The 17681-nt window shown below is 67.0% G+C and carries 13 protein-coding genes; 7 read left to right on the forward strand and 6 right to left on the reverse strand.

What is annotated here, in order from left to right:
* Positions 1-4: 4 nt before the first annotated feature.
* Complete coding sequence (locus tag OKA11_RS16880) at positions 5-481, reverse strand: nuclear transport factor 2-like protein (RefSeq protein WP_267222422.1); 477 nt, start codon at positions 479-481, stop codon at positions 5-7.
* A 333-nt stretch (positions 482-814) separates the two neighbouring features.
* On the opposite strand from OKA11_RS16880, the gene OKA11_RS16885 reads away from it, so the two are divergent.
* From OKA11_RS16885 to OKA11_RS16900, 4 genes are all read left to right on the forward strand, one after another.
* Entirely contained in the window at positions 815-1504 is a 690-nt protein-coding gene (locus OKA11_RS16885; protein ID WP_267222425.1) for a carbonic anhydrase, read from the forward strand.
* The gene (locus OKA11_RS16890) at positions 1501-3030 is read left to right on the forward strand and encodes a SulP family inorganic anion transporter (protein WP_267222427.1); all 1530 of its coding nucleotides are present in this window, start codon (positions 1501-1503) and stop codon (positions 3028-3030) included. Before OKA11_RS16885 ends, OKA11_RS16890 begins: the two co-directional genes overlap by 4 nt.
* 296 nt (positions 3031-3326) lie before the next feature.
* Complete coding sequence (locus OKA11_RS16895; RefSeq protein WP_267222429.1) at positions 3327-4169, forward strand: TorF family putative porin; 843 nt, start codon at positions 3327-3329, stop codon at positions 4167-4169.
* Between the two features lie 175 nt (positions 4170-4344).
* Positions 4345-5172: a metallophosphoesterase family protein gene (locus tag OKA11_RS16900; protein ID WP_267222431.1), complete on the forward strand. Its 828-nt coding sequence runs from the start codon at positions 4345-4347 to the stop codon at positions 5170-5172.
* 3 nt (positions 5173-5175) lie between these two features.
* Here the strand turns inward: OKA11_RS16900 and OKA11_RS16905 are convergent, their stop codons facing one another.
* The 3 genes from OKA11_RS16905 to OKA11_RS16915 form a co-directional block, all read right to left on the reverse strand.
* Positions 5176-5487 (reverse strand): hypothetical protein, encoded by a 312-nt coding sequence (locus OKA11_RS16905; RefSeq protein ID WP_267222434.1) that lies wholly within the window; start codon positions 5485-5487, stop codon positions 5176-5178.
* A gap of 77 nt (positions 5488-5564) precedes the next feature.
* A complete protein-coding gene (locus tag OKA11_RS16910) occupies positions 5565-7526 on the reverse strand; it encodes a glycosyltransferase (RefSeq protein ID WP_267222436.1) in 1962 nt (653 codons plus the stop codon).
* On the reverse strand, positions 7519-8772 hold the full coding sequence (locus OKA11_RS16915) for a glycosyltransferase (RefSeq protein ID WP_267222438.1): 1254 nt from the start codon (positions 8770-8772) through the stop codon (positions 7519-7521). Before OKA11_RS16915 ends, OKA11_RS16910 begins: the two co-directional genes overlap by 8 nt.
* 261 nt (positions 8773-9033) lie before the next feature.
* Between OKA11_RS16915 and OKA11_RS16920 the strand changes: the two genes are divergently transcribed.
* From OKA11_RS16920 to OKA11_RS16930, 3 genes are all read left to right on the forward strand, one after another.
* Entirely contained in the window at positions 9034-11124 is a 2091-nt protein-coding gene (locus OKA11_RS16920; RefSeq protein WP_267222440.1) for a GumC family protein, read from the forward strand.
* 96 nt (positions 11125-11220) lie between these two features.
* Positions 11221-12693, forward strand: a complete 1473-nt coding sequence (locus tag OKA11_RS16925; protein WP_267222442.1) for a lipopolysaccharide biosynthesis protein — start codon at positions 11221-11223, stop codon at positions 12691-12693.
* A gap of 123 nt (positions 12694-12816) precedes the next feature.
* A complete protein-coding gene (locus tag OKA11_RS16930) occupies positions 12817-15366 on the forward strand; it encodes a hypothetical protein (RefSeq protein ID WP_267222444.1) in 2550 nt (849 codons plus the stop codon).
* 21 nt (positions 15367-15387) lie between these two features.
* Here the strand turns inward: OKA11_RS16930 and OKA11_RS16935 are convergent, their stop codons facing one another.
* Positions 15388-16380: a glycosyltransferase gene (locus OKA11_RS16935; RefSeq protein WP_267222446.1), complete on the reverse strand. Its 993-nt coding sequence runs from the start codon at positions 16378-16380 to the stop codon at positions 15388-15390.
* 9 nt (positions 16381-16389) lie between these two features.
* A complete protein-coding gene (locus OKA11_RS16940; RefSeq protein WP_267222448.1) occupies positions 16390-17520 on the reverse strand; it encodes a glycosyltransferase family 2 protein in 1131 nt (376 codons plus the stop codon).
* Between the last annotated feature and the right edge of the window lie 161 nt (positions 17521-17681).

Raw genomic sequence — 17681 nt, forward strand, 5'->3', positions numbered from 1 at the left:
AGGCTCAATCTCGCACGGGTGCAATTGGTCCTGACGTAAAGGACCGGCGCCAGCCTGCTCCAGCAACAATGCGCCCGTTCTCGAACGTGAACTTCACCGGGAAGACATAGTCCTGCCCGCTGTCGACAAATTCGATTGTCAGCTCCTGCTTCGCACAGCGGTCTCCGACAGGCGTTGGAATGTAATCCCAATTGAGGAAACGAAACGTATCGGCTCGCATTTCCCGCGCCATCTTGCGAATCGCTGCCACGCCCTCGCCAAGCGGGCGGCCCACATCGCCGCCGCCCAGAGAAAACTCCGCATGGTCACCGAGCAGGCGCCGTAACTTCGCATCGGACGCCTTGCTTTCTGACCCTCCGGCAAGATTGATGGCCTCGACGGCCTTTTCGCCGAAGGCGTGCAGGAGATCGCCAAGGTATCTGGCCGGTGGCGCCTCACAATCCGGCGTGGAGGCATCGCGGGCCAGCGAGGGCGCAGGCATTGTGCAAGCCAGCAACATTACGGAAAACGAGAGCCTGTTCATTCGCTTACAATGATCGGTGCCCCCTTCAGGCGCAATAGCAGTGCCTTTCCGAAAGCCCGGCCAACGGGGGATGTCATGGCCGGCATGCCCCCAGCTATCTCCGCATCGCATGCGTCGTCCTGCCGCCCCGCACTTGCGGCAGACACACTCCCGCTGCGGCGCAGCAACATTTCCTGACAAACGCGCACGATGGCCGAAAACGAGCGCCCATACCTTTCCATCAAGCCCCGCGCCGCTCTCCCATCCCCCTTCAGGCGAGCGCGGGGCACCCTGTTTGGAAAGGTGACGAGAGTGAACGAACTGATTGGACGCGTCTTCCACTTCGAGAAGACCATCTTCCCCGCCAGCAGCGAACTGTTCGGCAAGCTGTCGACCGAAGGCCAGGAGCCCAAGGCGCTGATGATCTCCTGCGCCGATTCGCGAATCGTGCCCGAGCAGATCATGCAGGCCCAGCCCGGCGACCTCTTCGTCTGCCGCAACGCCGGCAACATCGTGCCCCCCTATTCGACGCAGAACGGCGGCGTGACTTCGACCGTGGAATATGCCGTCGCCGCCCTCGGCGTGCGCGACATCATCGTCTGCGGCCACTCGGACTGCGGCGCGATGAAGGCGCTCAGCAACCCGGTCGGCCTCGAGGCGATGCCGAACGTCGCCGCCTGGCTGAAGCACGGTGCCGCTGCCGAGCACATCGTCTCCTCGTGCCACAGCGATCTCGACGGCAAGGAGCGCGTGCGCGCCATCAGCCTCGAGAACATCATCGCCCAGATCGCCCACTTGCGCACCCACCCCTCGGTCGCCGCCGCCATCGCCCGCGGCGAAATGACCCTGCACGGCTGGTTCGTGGACATCCACGCAGGCCAGGTGCTCGGCCTCGACGGCGACACCGGCCAGTTCGTGCCGCTGCGTGAAGACAGCGCCCTGCCGGTCGCTCTCGCCGCCAAGACCCGCTTCGCGACCGAATACGCCGAGGCCGCAGAGTGAACTCGGCAACTACCGAAAGAAGTGGGCTTTTTGCCCACTTCGGCCGGGACTTCACCGCGTCGATCGTGGTGTTCCTGGTCGCGATGCCGCTCTGCATGGGCATCGCCATCGCCTCTGGCGTGCCGCCTGAAAAGGGCCTCGTCACCGGCATCATCGGCGGTCTGGTCGTCGGCCTGCTGGCCGGCTCCCCGCTTCAGGTCAGCGGCCCTGCCGCTGGCCTTGCCGTCATTGTCTTCGAGTTCGTGCGCGAGCATGGCCTCGAAGCGCTCGGCCCCGTGCTGCTGCTGGCCGGCGTGCTGCAGATCGTTGCCGGCGCCCTGCGCCTCGGCGGCCTGTTCCGCGCGATCAGCCCGGCGGTGGTCCACGGCATGCTCGCCGGTATCGGCGCGCTGATCGTGATCGGCCAGTTCCACATCCTCTTCGACCAGAAGCCGATGTCGAGCGGGCTGGAGAACATGGCGATGATGCCCGCGCGCATCCTCGGCCTCGATCCCACCAACATCGCCTCCACCGAACTCGCCCTGATGCTCGGCCTGCTGACCATCGGCGTGATGATCGGCTGGGAAAAGCTGCGCCCGAAGAACCTCGGCCTCGTGCCCGGCGCGCTGCTGGGCGTGATGGCGGCAACGCTGGTCGCCTGGGGCTTCGGCCTCGACGTCGCCCGCATCGCCGTGCCCGAATCGATCGGCGCCGCCTTCGCGCTGCCGACCTCCACCGCCTGGTTCGCCCCGCTCGCGCAGCCTGCGCTGCTTGTCGCCGCGCTTGCCATAGCCTTCATCGCCAGCGCCGAAACGCTGCTCTCGGCCGCCGCGGTCGACCGCATGCATGACGGCGTGCGCACGCACTACGACAAGGAACTGCGCGCGCAGGGCATCGGCAACCTGCTCTGCGGCATCTTCGGCGCCCTTCCGATGACCGGCGTGATCGTGCGCAGCTCGGCCAACGTCCAGGCCGGTGCCAAGACCCGTCTCTCGACGATCCTGCACGGCGTCTGGATCCTCGGCTTCATCGCCCTGCTGCCCTGGCTGCTGCGCGAAGTGCCGATGGCGGCGCTGGGCGGCGTGCTGGTGGTGACCGGCTGGAAGCTCGTGAACCTCAGCCACGTGCGTCACCTGTTCCATGCCTACGGCGCCTTCCCCGCCGTGATCTGGGCGGCGACTTTCGTGCTGGTGGTGACGACCGACCTCCTGACCGGCGTGCTGGCAGGCCTCGCGCTGACGCTGGTGGAACTGCTGCCCCATGCCAGGAACCTGCGCCTCAAGGTGCAGGAGCATGACAATGACGAGCACACCCGCCTCGAACTGGGCGGCGGCGCGACGTTCCTGGGCCTTACCCGCCTCAACGCGGTGCTGGAAAAGCAGCCCCACCACAAGCCGGTCCATCTCGACCTCGGCAAGGTGAAGGTGATGGATCACACCACTGCGGAAACCATCCGCGAATGGCTCGGTCGCCGCCGCCAGAGCGGCCAGACCGATACCGTGACCGGCCCGGAGGCGATCCTGCGGCCGCTGCCGCTGGCAGCCTGATGGCCTGACCATCTGACCAGTCAGACGGGCGGACACCCTCACGTTCGCCTTCCCCCTGCCGGGCGGCCCTCCCCATTCAGGCCGCCCGGCTTTTCTTTGTCGAACGCCCCCGCATGCGACGCCTGATCGCCCCTGCGGAGGCCGGAAACACTTTGTCACACCCCGGCAAGCAAACGGACAAGCCTGACCCGTAAGCAGGAAGTTCCGGCAGAAACGGGCCCGCCACGCATGCAGGGCACGACTGCCGGACGCAGGAAGGAACGCGCAACAAATCGAAACATGAGGGCGTTCCGATTATGAATTTCCGTCTTGCCACCGGCCTCCTGGGCCTTGCTACCGCCATGCTTGCAACGCCTGCGATGGCGCAGGAAGAAGCACCGGGGCCGATCACCGTCTCGGGCAGCGTGGGGCTCACCACCGACTACCGTTTCCGCGGCGTCTCGCAGACCGACAAGGAAATGGCCGTGCAAGGCGGCGTGACCGTCACCCATGAAAGCGGCCTCTACGTCGCCACCTGGGCCTCCAACCTTTCCGGCTGGGGCACCTTTGGCGGCTCGAACATGGAACTCGACCTTGTCGGCGGCTACTCGACCGAGATCAGCAGCGGCCTCAAGCTCGACGTCGGCCTGACCTGGTACATGTATCCGGGCGGCGCCAGCGACACCGACTTCGCCGAACCCTACGTCAAGCTTTCGGGCGATCTCGGCCCGGCCAGCGTGCTGGTCGGCGTGGCCTATGCGCCCAAGCAGCAGGCGCTCGGCAAAGTCTACGCCAGCGGCGCGGACTATCTCGACGGCATCGGCAACCCCGGCGCCAAGACCGACAACTTCTACATGTGGAGCGACGCCAGCGCCGGCATCCCCAACACCCCGGTCACCGTGAAGGGCCACATCGGCTATTCGAACGGCAACTCGGGCCTCGGTCCCAACGGCACCAGCGTCGCGCCGACCGGCGAATATGTCGACTGGCTGCTCGGCGCCGACCTGGCGCTCGGCCCGGTGACGCTGGGCGTCGCTTATGTCGACACCGACATCTCGAAGTCGGAATCGGCCTACCTGCAGCCGAACTTCTCCTCGACCAAGAACGGCAAGACGATCGCCGGATCGACAGTGCTGTTCTCGCTCACCGCCGGCTTCTGATCGATCACGCGCACGGCAGCGACATTGGCCCTCCGGCCCTGTCGCTGCCGGCCACGTTGCTGCGGGCTCATCTGACAGCCGCCATCTTGCAGCCGAGCGGCGCGCTTCAGGAAACGTCGCTTTCCGACTGGTCCGCCGTTTCCCCCGGGGCGCAAAGCGGCTTAGTATCGCGGCCATGCGCCGCTTGTTCCGGCCCTCGCCTCCCGCCAGGGATCGCCGCCCGGATCCACCGGGCCCGAGCCATGCACCCCCTCGCCGGCCGCTCCCGGCCGATCCTTTCGAGGACCGCCGCGTCCCGTCCGGCAAGCGCATCTACGCCATCGGCGACATCCACGGCTGCGCCGATCCGTTCGAGCGCCTGATCGACATGATCGCCCGCGATGCGCGCGGCCTTTCCTGCCGCGAGACCGCAATCGTGCTGCTGGGAGACTTCGTCGACCGCGGCCCCGACAGCGCCCGCGTGCTCGACCTCGTGAAGCTCCTGCAGGACAGCGCGCTGGAAGTCCACGCGATCATGGGCAACCACGAGGAAGTCCTGCTCACACTGCTCGACCACCCGACCGAAGAGGTTGCCCGGTTCTTTGCCCGCATCGGCGGGCGCGAGACATTGGCCAGCTACGGCGTGGCGCTTCCCGGCTCCGGGGACGAAACCCACGCCATCATCGACGCGGTTGGCGCCATTCCCGCGGACCACCGTGCACTGCTGCGCGGGCTATGCGCCTGTGCCGAGTTCGGCGACGTGTTTTTCACCCATGCCGGCATCGACCCGGCGCTGGCGCTCGGCCAACAGGACGCCGCCACCATGCGCTGGATTCGCGAACCCTTCATCGGCTCGCAGCAACGCTTCGAGAAGCTGGTCGTGCACGGGCACACGATCACGCCGGGAATCGACCTGGCGCCGGGACGGGTCGGCATCGACACCGGCGCGTTCCGGACCGGCGTGCTCACCGCGCTGGTGCTGGAGGACGAGCGCCACTGGAGCCTCCAGACCGGCATTGCGTAACGCTCAGCGACCTCCCCCTGCCCGCCGCGCCCGCCGCAGGACACTGCGCAGCGCCAGCACCGGATAGGCCCCGAAGGCACAGCCAATGCAGCCGTAGAGGGTGAAGAAGCCGAAGTCGGCAAGCAGCTTCGCAGCGCCCAGTTCGCCGATGCCCCGCCAGTCGATCAGGAGCACAAGATCGGCCATGACCGCCAGAACCACGGCGACGCCGATCAGTTTGCGCGGCGAGGTCCCCCGCACCGCGACAAAGACCAGCGCGCTGCCAAATCCCACGCAGAGCGACAGGAAGGCGGCCAGGATATAGGTGAAGTCCATCAAGATCTCCTCCTCTTCGCCCTACTGCCGCTGACGTCGCAGATCCACCCGCCTGCCCGAAACAGGCCAAGGCGCGATCAGGCATATTCCTCCAGGATCGCCGGTTTCACCCGGAAATGGAGCGCGCCGGCATGGAGGAAGGCCCGCGCCGTCCAGCGCCGCGAGGCGTCGGTGCCGGGTATCGTCAGCAGTGCCATCGCCGCCGAGAGGACCAGCTTGGCCCCGGCGGTGGCGACCAGCTTGCGATAGCGGACGGGCTCGAACTCCCGGCACAGCAGACCATGGACCTGGCCCGAACGATATTTGCGCCGCCGCACCCAGGCCATCGTCGCCCGCTGGGCCGGGACCGTCTCGTAGACGACGGACGCGGGTCGGTAGACGATGAAGCCGCCAGCCGCCGCCATCTGCCGGAAAAACAGGGTATCCTCGCCGCCGGTGCGGCCCAGTCCCTCCCGGAACCGCAAGTTCGTCCTGCGCACGAAATCCACGTCGATCAAGGCGTTGGAGGTATAGGCATTTTCCGGAGGACCGGAGATTCGGTTGGAATGAAAATCGCAGCGCGCCGCCCAGCCCGGCAGTTCGGCGGGATAGACCGCCCGGCTCTGTCCAATCACCGCGTGATGCCCCTCATGCCCGGCCAGCAACATGGCCAGCCAGGCAGGATCGGCCACCTCGTCATCGTCGATGAAGGCCGCCCAGCGCGTTGTCACGGCATCGAGGGCGGCATTGCGGGCAATCGAGATGTTGCGCGCCGGGGCATGGACATAGGCAAGCGGCAAGCCGTACCCTGCAGCGAACCGCGCGATACCAGCGCGCAGATCGTCCCTATCGTCGTTGTCGACCACCACGACATTCACCGCGCGCCCTTCCAGAGCGGACAGGCCCAGGAACGACGTCAGCGTCTCGAACAGCGAGTCCCGGCGGAACGTGCAGACACAGATCGTTACCGCTTCAAGGCCGCTGCCCTTTGCCTGCCCATCGGGATCGACGACCAGCGGCGCCGGCGGGGCGGGCAAGCGATCCGGCCTTGCCCGCAGCCGCAGCCATTCCGCCACAAAGCCGAACCCCCAGCCTGCATGCATCACCAGCGCCGCGCCGCCTGCCCCCATCGCGCAAGGTACCCGCGACCGCAGCCCCAGTGCCGCGCCTGCAGCGAGGGTCGCCCCGATCCACACCATCGCTGGCAATACCAGCGCCAGTGCCAAAGGATGCAGCGCCGCCAGCACAAGTCCGAAGGGTGCCAGCAGGATCGCCGGCACGACCCCCAGCGGCAGGATCTGGCGCAGCTTCATCCGGTCAGGATGGCGTGCCAGATTGCGCGCCCGCCCCCGCCCGTAATTGCGATACTGGCGTAGCAGGGGCCGCAGCGAAGCGCGCGGATAATACGTGATCGCCGCCGAGGGCTCCAGCCAGATGCGCGCGCCCCGATCGCGCAGGCGGCGATCGAGTTCGGCATCCTCGTTGTGCGAAAAGGCCTCGTCGTAACCGCCCGCGGCGAGGAAGCGCATGAGATCGAACAGGGCATGGTGGCCGTGATCGACCCAGCGCCCTTTGCCAAGGTGGCGATGCGGCGATCCCCCGGTACCCAGCACCGAGTTCTGCGCCGCCGCCGCCGCGACCTGGAAACATCCGCTCCCGCGCGACACCATCGGTACGCTGACCGCATCCGCCCCTTTCGCCGCCGCCGCCGTCTTGAGACGGTCGACATAGCCCGAGGGATAGTCGCAATGCGCATCGACCCGCACCAGCCAGCGCCGCCCGGCGCCAAAGCGCCGCGCCGCCAGATTGACCCCGACGCTCTGTATCCGCTGCGGATTGTCGAGCAGATGCAGGTTGGCGTGGCGGCCCGCGCGTTCCGCCACGATGGCGCGGCTGGCATCGGTGCTGCCGCCATCGACCACCACGACCAGCGCCCCGCGCGCATCGCGCAGCAAGGCGTCGAGCAGGCCGGGCAGATGCTCCTGCTCGTTCAGGCATGGCACCACGACCAGCACATCGGCATGCGCATCGTCGAAGAGGAAGGAAGCCGGCTCAGTCATGGGCCGCCCCCATCACGTGCGCGACGATGGCCTTGCGCTCCCGCTCCGTCTGGAACAGGGCCTCCGTCGGCAGCGCCGCCACCGCACGGCGCCATGCCTCAAACCGCGTGCCGGTAGCCTCCAGCAGACACTGCGGCAATTCCGCCTCCGGCGCATCGACCAGCAGGCCGACGCCGTGACGCGCCAGCCAGCGCCCCGTCTCGACCCGGCGCAAGGCGATCGGCACGGCCCCGTGCGCCAGTCCCTCGTAGAGCCGGTTGGGCAGCAGCCATTCGGAATTGAGCCCCTCTTCGAAATAGTCGATGGCCCAGATGTAATCGACCTCGGCATAGAGTTCAGGAAGCTGCGCGGGCGTGTAGGGCCCGAGGTAGCGCAAGCCGGGACAGGCCCCCACCTGCTCGGCAAAGTCGGGAAATTCCGCCTGGCTGGGGATCCCGGCAATCAGCACCTCGACCCGGGCTCCACTGACCGCCGCCGGATCCGGGACGTCGGCCCTGGCGATGCGTGCCAGTTCGGCCAGAGTCCGGCGGCAGCGCAGCATGCCGAACCACCCGATGACGACACGGGGTGACGCCTGCGCGTCCGCCCCGGCACCTGTCTCGGCACGTGTGTCGGCACGTGTGTCGGCACGTGTATCGGTACTGGCGCGCGGCTCGGCCTCGGCGCGGGTCTCTTCGTCTCGCCGTGCCGCGCGCTGGGAGATCGGCACCTTGTTTTCGACCAGCAGGACCGCCTGGTCATGCCCCTGCCGGGCCGAGAAATACTCGCGCGCGAAAGCCGGGGAACTCACCAGGACCAGGTCGGCACGGCGCAGCAGCTTGCGCTCGATCCACCGCATCAGCCGGGATTTGCATCCGGAACCGAGCATTAATCGGTGAATGTCCAGACACTCGTAAACCAGCCGCTGCCCGCGACGGCGCACCCGCCATGCCAGCACCAGCATTTCCAGGTTGCGCGCCACGAGAACCCGCGCGCCGTCGCAGGTTCGCTGAACCAGCCGGGGCGCGAGCACATTGCCGAGAACCCGGAGCGCCCGCTGCACGAGCCGGGCGTCGGCGGTTTTTCCAAAGTCGACGATCTCGTCCGGACTGCCGCCGGGCGGAACCGCGTCCCCCCGCCGGAAGCCACCGAGCCTGACCGCGAGGCCTTCCTCCCGGAACATCGCCACGCGTCGCCGGACGGCGGCATCGTTCACGTCGTGCCCGAGATACGCGACCGTAGCCGGCGAACATTGCTCCAATCTCATGCGAATATCCCGAAATCTACTCTCAATCCGATGAAAATCCTGTTCCCCGTCAAATCGCAGACAGGCATTGTACGGATGTCATCGGATCGAATTGAACTTCGGGATTATTTAGTTCCCAACCCTCAAACCCATCAATTCGAACTTCATCTGTTTTGGAGGAACATCTTGAACAGTATTACTCACAATCTTCCATTCGATGAATTGATGGAAAGCAGATCAAGGAAGATACTTCCCGATCCTTCTTTTATTCGCGAGATTATCTTGCGTCATCGCTGGCTATTCCTCGGCACGTTCCTGGCAGTCGTGCTGCTGACCGGCGGCGTGCTGTGGATCACCCCGAAAATCTATTCGGCCACTGCGACCCTCCAGCTCGAACCGCGCGAAGGGCAACCGGTAAAGGTCAACGATCGCGGCACCCTCGCCCCGGCGGACGACAACCTGATCGACACCGCCGTCATGATGATGCGCTCCCCGGCGCTGACGATTGCCGTCGTCCGCCGCCTTCACCTTGACCGGCGCGAGGGCTTCGGTCTTCCCGAAAAGCCGGGCGCGGCAGACGGACCGGTCGGTGGCGGCACCCAAGGCGCGACGACCCTTGCCGAAGGGCGCGCGATGCTGCGGGTGCTGGCCCTCACCAAGGTTCGCCGGATCGGCGTGACCTACCTGGTCGATGTCACGGCGCGCACAGGCAATCCGGAACTGTCCGCCGAACTCGCCAACGGCATCGCCCAGACTTACATCGCGCTGAGCGCGCAGCAGAAGCAGTCGCGCAGCCGCCAATCGGCCGACGATGCGCAAGCCCGCGCGGAGACCCTGCGCCGCCAGGCCGTGGCCGACGATGCCACCCTGCAGGACTACATGGTTCGCCACAACCTGATGAGCGCGGAAGGCGCCACGATGGCGGAACAGGAAGTGTCCGAACTCAACCGCCAGATCGCCGAAGCCCAGGCCGCGCTGGCTGAGCAGCGCGGACGGCTCGCCGCCGCCCAGTCACAACTCGCGCGCGGCGGCGGCGGAGCCGACATCGGCGCCGCACTGGCATCGGACACCGTGCGCCAGCTGCGCCAGCAGGAAGCCGAGGCCAGCGCCCGCCTTGCCCAGCTTGACGCCCGTTACGGCAACCGCCACCCCGACGTGATCGAGGCCCGCAACGAGCTTGGCGACATCCACGCCCAGTTGCAGGCGGAACTCTCGCGCATCGTCTCGGGCCTGCGCGCGGATGTGCAGATCGCCCAGTCTCGGCTCGACTCGCTGCTGGCAAGCCGCGGCGGCGCCCGCGGTTCGCTGGCCCAGAACAGCGCGGCCCAGGTCGGCCGCCTCGAACTCGAACGCCGCGCCGAGGCCAGCCGCGCCATCTACAACGCCTTCCTCACCCGTGCCAAGGAAGCCGCCCAGGCCGGCTCGCTTGCCGATACCGACGCCAGCATAGCTTCCGCCGCCCAGGTGCCCAGCGGCCCGATCTCGCCAAACCGCAAGCTCGGCGCCCTTGCCGGCCTGTTTGTCGCCCTGGTGGCGGCCCTCGCCGCCACCGGCATTGCCGAGTACGCCGAGAGCCGGGTGTCCACCCGCAGGGACATCGAGCAGGCGCTGGGCGCCAGCTACATCGGTGCCATCCCCACCCTGCACTCGGCGGCGCGGGTCAAACGCGGCAGCATCGCGCCGCAGGACTATGTCGTGTCCCGCCCCTTCTCGATGTTCACCGAAAGCCTGCGCCACCTTGCCTCCAGCCTCGATCTACTGGGAGCGGACGGCAAGCGCGTGGTGACGATCACGTCCCCGCTGCCCCGCGAAGGCAAGTCGACCACTGCCATGTGCCTGGCGCGCACGCTGGCGCTGTCGCGTCGCACCGTCGTTCTGGTCGATGCCGACCTGCGCCATCACTCCACCTCGGACGCGCTGGTCCCCGGGCGTGAAGGCGAGGCCCTGCTGCGTGTGCTGGACGGCACCCTGCCGATCGACGAGGCGCTGACCCGCGATACGGCAAGCGGCCTCATGGTGCTGACCACGCGGGGCGAGATGGGGGGCGGCGAAGGCATCTCCCGCGAGAGCATGATGCGGCTGATCGAGGCGCTGAAGGCGCGGTTCGATATCGTGATCTTCGATTCCGCGCCCATGCTCGGGCTCGCCGAGACCCGCATCGTCACCCGGCTTTCCGATACCACGCTGGTGGTCGCCCGGTGGCGCCGCACGCCGCTGCGCGCGGTGGAAACGACACTGGAGCTGCTGCGCCAGAGCGGCAGCACGATTGCCGGCATTGCCCTCAGCTTCCTCGACGCCCGCCAATATGCCAGCGCCGGCCTCGGCGACGCCTTTGGCTATCACAAGAAGTTCAAAGGCTATTATGCCGATTGAGCTTCGGGCGAACGCCGGCCGGCCGGCCGTGGGTTGGCCGCTACAAGGTTGGCCGGTACAAGGCCGGCTCCGCAATGCACCGGGTGCGTCGGCGGCATGACCCACCAACGCCCGGGCATCCTCTCGCCGCTTGTCTGGTCCACGGTGTCGAGCATCGGCACCCAGGCCCTGGCCTTTGTCACGTTCGCGATCCTCGCCCGGCTGCTCGGTGCGGCGACCTTCGGGCTCGTCGCCATGGCCGCGCTGGTGATCGACCTGTTGCTGGTGATCAGCGGCGCCGGCATCAACGAAGCCGTGGTCCAGCGGCGCGCGCTCGACGAATGCGACGCTGACACCGCATTCTGGGCCAATCTTGCCTGCGGCATGCTGTTCACGCTGCTGACGATCGCGATTGCCCCGCTCGTTTCGCTGCTTTTCGGCCAGCCCGACCTGACCCCGGTGACCATGGCGCTCGCAGCGATCTTCACGATCACGCCGCTGGGTGCGATCCACACCGCGCGGCTGACGCGGGACCTGCGGTTCCGCTCCGTGGCGATCCGCAACCTCGTGGCGGCACTGGCCGGAGCAGCGGTCGGACTGCCCATGGCGCTGCTCGGCTTCGGGGTCTGGGCCCTCGTCGCCCAGCGCATCGCCTTTGCCGGCGCCCTGGTCCTGGCGGTATGGGCCAGCTACCCATGGTGGCCTCGCATGCGGTTCCGACGGCAGACTTGCGCCGAGATGATCCGCTTCGGCGGCTATCTCGGCCTGTCCCGCACGCTGAACCAGCTCAACATCCGCTGCGCGGAACTGATCAGCGGCGCGCTGATCGGCCCGGTGGCGGTGGCCTTCATTCGCGCCGGATCGCGCGTGATGGAAGTGCTGAACCAGATCACCTACACGCCGTTCCAGCAAGTCTCGATGCCGGTGCTCGCCCGTGCGGTCCACGGGGAGGCTGAACATGGCGGGACAGCCCTGCGCGAAAGCTACCTTCAGCTCAGCCGCCTCTCCTCGTTCCTGATGTTCCCTGCTTTCCTCGGCTGCGTTACCATCGCCGATGAAATCGTCGCGCTGGTCTTTGGCCCCGGGTGGGAGCCGGTGGCCGACGCCATCCGCATTTTCGCCTGCGCGGTCGTTGCCTCGCAGATGAACAACCTGATCATTGGCGCCTTGGCCGCCACCGGCGAATCCCGCCAGGTCCTCTCGTGGACGACCCTGCAGATCGTCGCCGGCATCGCCGCCGCGGCCCTCGCCGCCCGCTGGGGCTGGCAGGCCATGCTGATGACCGGCGTGGCAAGAGGCTATCTGATCCTGCCTTACGGCTTCCATCTGCTGCGCACGCACACCGGCATCACCCTGCGCGAGGTCATCGCCAGCCTGCGACCTGCCTTGTCGAGTTCGTGCCTGATGGCCGCGATCGTCCTGCCCGGCGTGCAATACTGCGAAAGCCGGATGAGCGAACCGGCGATCCTCGCGCTCTGGCTGCCAATTGCCGCAGTGATCTACTTCGGCGCCTTCGCGGCGCAGGATCGCACGGTCTTTGTCCAGTTGCGCAGGCTGGCAAAGGCACGAAAAGCGTGCGCGGCGGCGTAAGACCGGTTGCCCAGCACCACCCAGCAAAATTCCGCTTGCCGTCCCCCGAGAGAGCCGTCACCACACTCACCAAAGTGCTGATTGGAAACGATAAGCACCAGGCAACGGGTGGGAGCACACATAGTGCGATCGGGATCGGAACTGCTTTTTATACCGGCGCTGGCGCTGGGAATTGTGCTGACGATGCCCGCACCAGCCAGCGCCAGCCCGCAACCCTCGGTCGAGGAGATAACCGAAGAGGTCATGGTCAGCAGCGACGCCCAGCCGCATGACTTCTCGGACGAGGCGCTGCGCGAGAAAGCGGCTGACTTTAGCCTACCCGGCTACCGCTCGCGCCCGCCCGGGTTCGACCACTGGGCCAGGGCCCTGCTGGCAGGCCTCAAGGCGCATCCTCTTCCCGTTATCTCTGCCAGTCTTGCGAAAGAACACGGCATGGCCGCCCCCGCCATGCTCGATCTCGCGCGCGATTGGCTGAGAATGCAGGACTATGCCTGGCGATCCGGGTTTGCGTCGGACGAAGAGGCCGCCGCAGCGATGACCAGCCGGCTGCTGGACCACACCAAAGCCGCGCAGGGCACACGGCTGTCGATCGAGATCGCCGCCGATGCCCTCTGGCAGATCGACCATTGCACAGCGCACTTCGAACAGCTCGAACACATCGGCGCAGATCCGCTCGAAGCCTTGCGCGCCATTGCCAGCGTCACCCAGTGCCCCGTGTACCAGGCCCGCCTCGCCGCAGCCGATCCCGCACATGCGGCTGCCACCCTGAGCGAACTGCTGCTGTCGGACGAAATGGACAAAGTCCACGCACTGCCGATCGCGGAGTGGCTGGCATCCCCGCCCGCACTGGTCCGCGCCGCGCCGTCCTCGCGCGATGCCCTGCGCCTGCGCATGACCCGAACGGCCATCGCCCTGGCCTTCGATGCCGGGCTCGTTTCAGAGGGCCTGGCGCTGTATGACGGCCTCTCCCCTGCCGAACAACAGGCCATCCTGCCCGCGGTGCAGCCGGCGTTCGATGCCGAAATAGACGGCCTCCCGGTCGCCTTTCCCGCGCTTGCAAAGGGCGATCTGGCAAGCTCCATCGCCGCTGCCCTGCTCGACGCCGGGCGGAAGACGGAAGCCCGCGCGATCGTCATCGCCTCCCCGCAAACCGGCATCTGGCGCGCCATCGTTGCCTGTGGTTACCAGAGCAACACCCGCCCCGATGTCCGTAACTTTGCGCTGGCTTGCCTGAAACGCGAAGGACTGGGTGAGGACGATGTCAAAACCGCCCCGCACGATGAGGTAGCGATCGACGGCCTTCTGTTGCTCCACGCGATCGACACTCCCGAGCGGGACCCTTACATCTACGCCGAAGCCGCTTTTTCCGGTTCGCAGCGCCCGAGCGCAGATGGCGCCACGGCCCGCCTGCGATGCACGGTCTTCGCCGCTCCGCCGTTCCAGCAGATCTGCGCGCATGCACGCCGTTCCGTCACCTGGACTTTAGAGCCTGACGACGCGCAGGCCGAAGCCCGACGCGCCGCTGCGATAGCCAGGATCGATGGAATGACACTCGACGGCTGGCTCGCCCTACGTGCCCGCATTGATGCAGATCTGGCCAAGGCGCGCCTGGAATTTACCGAGGATAACAAGGATCCGGCTTGGCGAGATCGCCCCGCGCTGCGTGCCAGCCCGCCGGACTTTACCGTCCATCCGCTGCCCCCGGAACTGCGCAGCGCTCCGGCAACCACTGGCAACGACGGCGCCGACGACGATAAGGACGCCCAGTGGCCGAAAGACTGGGGCAAACTGCCGCGCGGCTTCACACCAGTCCGTTTCGAACGGAACGACAAGCGCGCCGTCGCCATCAGCCTGTCCGGGATGTTCGACCGCGCCGGCGAGATCAGCCCCGGCGGCTACTGGATCCACCTCAGCGACGATGGCGGCAAAACTTGGCAGGTGCCGCGCTATACCGGGCTCTCATTCCACTTCCCCTACGAAGTGATGCGCCGCTCAAAGCTGCCGATGCTTGGCGGACAGGACCTGACGATCGAAGTGGTCCACGCCGAGATCGACACCCGCTCGATCACCTATCCGCCCGTCGCCCTGCAGACCTGGCCCACCGAACGGGACTTCTTCCTCGACATCCCCATCGCCCGCCTCACCGCCGACAGCGACGGTGACGGCGTCACCGATCTTGCAGCGCGCCACCTCCTGCTGGATCGTCCCGCGCCGATGGCGCCGTTCCTCGTCGGCAGCGACTGGGCGCAATGCGGCGGTGTCACGCCCCCGATCACCGAACTGCGCCTTGCCATCCTTGCGCGGATCAACGGGGTCGAAGCCAGAGCGCTGATCGAACCCGTGACCCGAGGTGGCTCAGTCCCGATGATCGGCGGCTGGTCGAGGATGGCTCCCGGCGCCGCATGGCCGCTTTTCCTCAAGGGCAGCGCAGCCGACTTTGCCTGCGCCCGCCCCTCCACCATGCCGATCCTCATCTACGGTCTGCAAGGCGAGGACCAGCTTCAGCACCAGACCCCCGACTTCCGCCTGCTGGAAATGCCGAACCTCGTCATGAACCGCGAACAGACACGGGGATACGCGGAATGGAGTGCGGGCTGGGCTGGCGGCACCGTCCTGTTCTGGAGGGAGGGCAAGGGCTGGAAGTTCCGCGACATCAGCAGTTGGATCACCTGACCCCGAGACCGCCGCCAGCGGCTATCCCAGCGCCAGCACTTTGGCCGCCCGCCTGATCCGCTGCAACGCGGAAGCCGGGCGATGCGCCCAAAGGTCGCCGATCGACGAACCCTGCCCCGCCGTCGCGGCGAAGAAATGCGTGATATCGGCCAGCAGCACCTGCAACCGGCGTTCCACCGCAGCCCGCGAATAGGGGGCAAAGGCCTCTTCGCCCGGTACCGGCGGGGCATCCCCGGCAACCGCGCGCAGGATCGCCGCCACGTCATAATCGGGCGAGTGGACACGGATCTTGCGGCAATTGAACCCGGGATCGAGATAGTCGGCCAGCGCATCGTTGATGCTGGAGAACACCACGCAGCCCTGCGCCATCGCTTCAAGCGGCGGCAGGCCGAACCCCTCGGTCGCGCCCACGGCAATCCAGTGTTCCACGGAATCGTAGAGGTAGACCTTGCTGCGCCGCAAGTAGGCCCCGAGATCGTCGACCCAGCCATCCAGCACGGTCAACCGGCAGCGCCCCTGCAAGGCGGGCACCAGGTCGTCCATCAGGTAGCGGGATGACTTGCGTGCCTGCACCAGCACGTCGATGTCGCGTTCCCCCCGCGGTTCCGGGCCGGGATGGGCAACGATGTTGGGGAGCAAGCCAAGGTAGGAATTGGGCGCAAGACGTCCCCAGTAGCCGAGCGTATGGCGACTGACGCAAAGGATCGGCACGCGCGGCGGCAGCTTCATTCCCCAGCCGCTGCTATGCGCGACATAGACGACGTCCCGGTCCTGCAACCGGTCGACCAGCTCGGCAACGTCGGGGCCCCAGTGCACGACAAAGATCGGCTCCTCGTCGGTGGGAATGCGCCCTGCCTCCCAGTCTCCGAGATGGTCCTGCCCGGCAATCCGGGCGCGATAGTAGGCCTGATGCACGCGCGTGACGGCCGTGCAGGCCCGCATGAACCGCATCTGCGCAAGATTACCGCCGACGTCGCTGCGCGCATCGGGAAAAAGAAATACGAGCGGTCGCAAGCAGGGCTCCTAGGCTGGCCGGGATCGTGGCGGCGTGGTGGTGGAATGGGGCGGAGACGGCGATGCCGCCGGAATGGACAGATCTGCCGGCGGGTGCATCGGCGCCTGGAGCGCCGCCATGATCTGGCGGAGCGCACCCTGCCCTTCCTCCCCGCGCAGCCAGGGACTGGACGCGAGGCGGGAGAAATCCAGGCCGATGCGCTTCGCGGCCGCTTCGCGCAGGCTGGTCAGCGTCAGCCGGCGCGAAACCGGATTGCCGGCGGTGATATGCAAAGCCCGCCGCCATTGCCGCCCCTTGAGCGCAGCGATGACCTCGAGATGCGCGAGCGCACCGGCCAGATTGTCGCGCCGCGCGCTCAGCAAGGGGGCTGCCTCCCCGGCCGCCCCGGCAGCGGCAGCGACAGCGTCGAGCGCCATCAGCAGGCCTTCCAGATCCAGTGGCGACAGCCGGTGCGAAGTAGACGCCGCATGGCGCCGGTAATAATAGCCCGGCGCCGGGAGGAAGCGGTAGCGGGCACCGGCCAGCATCGCCCGCAGCACCAGATCGAAATCCTCCCCGATCCGCAGCCGTTCGTCATAACGGAGCCCGTGGCGGCGCATGAACGCCATGTCGAACAATGGCTTGAGATAGCCGGGTGACACCGCGCGGCTGCCGAACATGCTGCCCGCCAGGAATTCGTCCAGCCCGATGCGCCGCTCCGCGCGCCACGCCTTGCCATCCGCAAAAAGGCCCGCCCGCAGGCCTTTGCCATCGCCCTGGAACTCCACCATGTTGGCGGCGCAGATTTCATCGCCATGGGCCCGCTGCGCGGCGAGCAGTCGTTCGACATGACGTGGATGGAGGATGTCGTCGCTATCCAGAATGGCAGCGAAGCGGCCCCGGCAGGCGTCCAGACTGAGGTTACGCACGGCGCTGAGCCCCTTGCACGAGCCGGCGATCAGCCGCACGCGAACGTCCTGGGCGGCGTGCCATCGCACGATATCCGCGGTGCCATCGGTCGAGCCATCGTCAACGACGAGCACTTCGACATCTGCCACGCTCTGCGCCCGCGCCGAAGCCAGCGCGGATCCGATGAATGGCGCCGTGTTGCGTGCAACGATCAGGATAGAAACTTCCGGCGGGTTCGTGGATCCGGACAAGGGCCATCATGCTCCGACAGGATAACCGGCCGCGCAGCGCCGGTCGGGATCGGGAGAAGGACCAGCCTACCCCGGCAACGACATAGCAAGGCTAACGCAGGCAGCAGGCCAGGCGAATGGATGAAGCCTCCATTGTGGATACGGTTAATCGACCGCACTGC

It is taken from the genome of Novosphingobium clariflavum (genome assembly GCF_026420865.1).
GTDB classification, from domain to species: Bacteria; Pseudomonadota; Alphaproteobacteria; order Sphingomonadales; family Sphingomonadaceae; genus Novosphingobium; species Novosphingobium clariflavum.

Excerpts from the sequence above, each read along its gene's own strand:
- OKA11_RS16900 (WP_267222431.1), top strand. The coding sequence starts at position 4,345 with ATGCGCCGCTTGTTCCGGCCCTCGCCTCCCGCCAGGGATCGCCGCCCG.
- OKA11_RS16915 (WP_267222438.1), bottom strand. The coding sequence starts at position 8,772 with ATGAGATTGGAGCAATGTTCGCCGGCTACGGTCGCGTATCTCGGGCAC.
- OKA11_RS16925 (WP_267222442.1), top strand. The coding sequence starts at position 11,221 with ATGACCCACCAACGCCCGGGCATCCTCTCGCCGCTTGTCTGGTCCACG.
- OKA11_RS16895 (WP_267222429.1), top strand. The coding sequence starts at position 3,327 with ATGAATTTCCGTCTTGCCACCGGCCTCCTGGGCCTTGCTACCGCCATG.
- OKA11_RS16910 (WP_267222436.1), bottom strand. The coding sequence starts at position 7,526 with ATGACTGAGCCGGCTTCCTTCCTCTTCGACGATGCGCATGCCGATGTG.
- OKA11_RS16905 (WP_267222434.1), bottom strand. The coding sequence starts at position 5,487 with ATGGACTTCACCTATATCCTGGCCGCCTTCCTGTCGCTCTGCGTGGGA.
- OKA11_RS16880 (WP_267222422.1), bottom strand. The coding sequence starts at position 481 with ATGCCTGCGCCCTCGCTGGCCCGCGATGCCTCCACGCCGGATTGTGAG.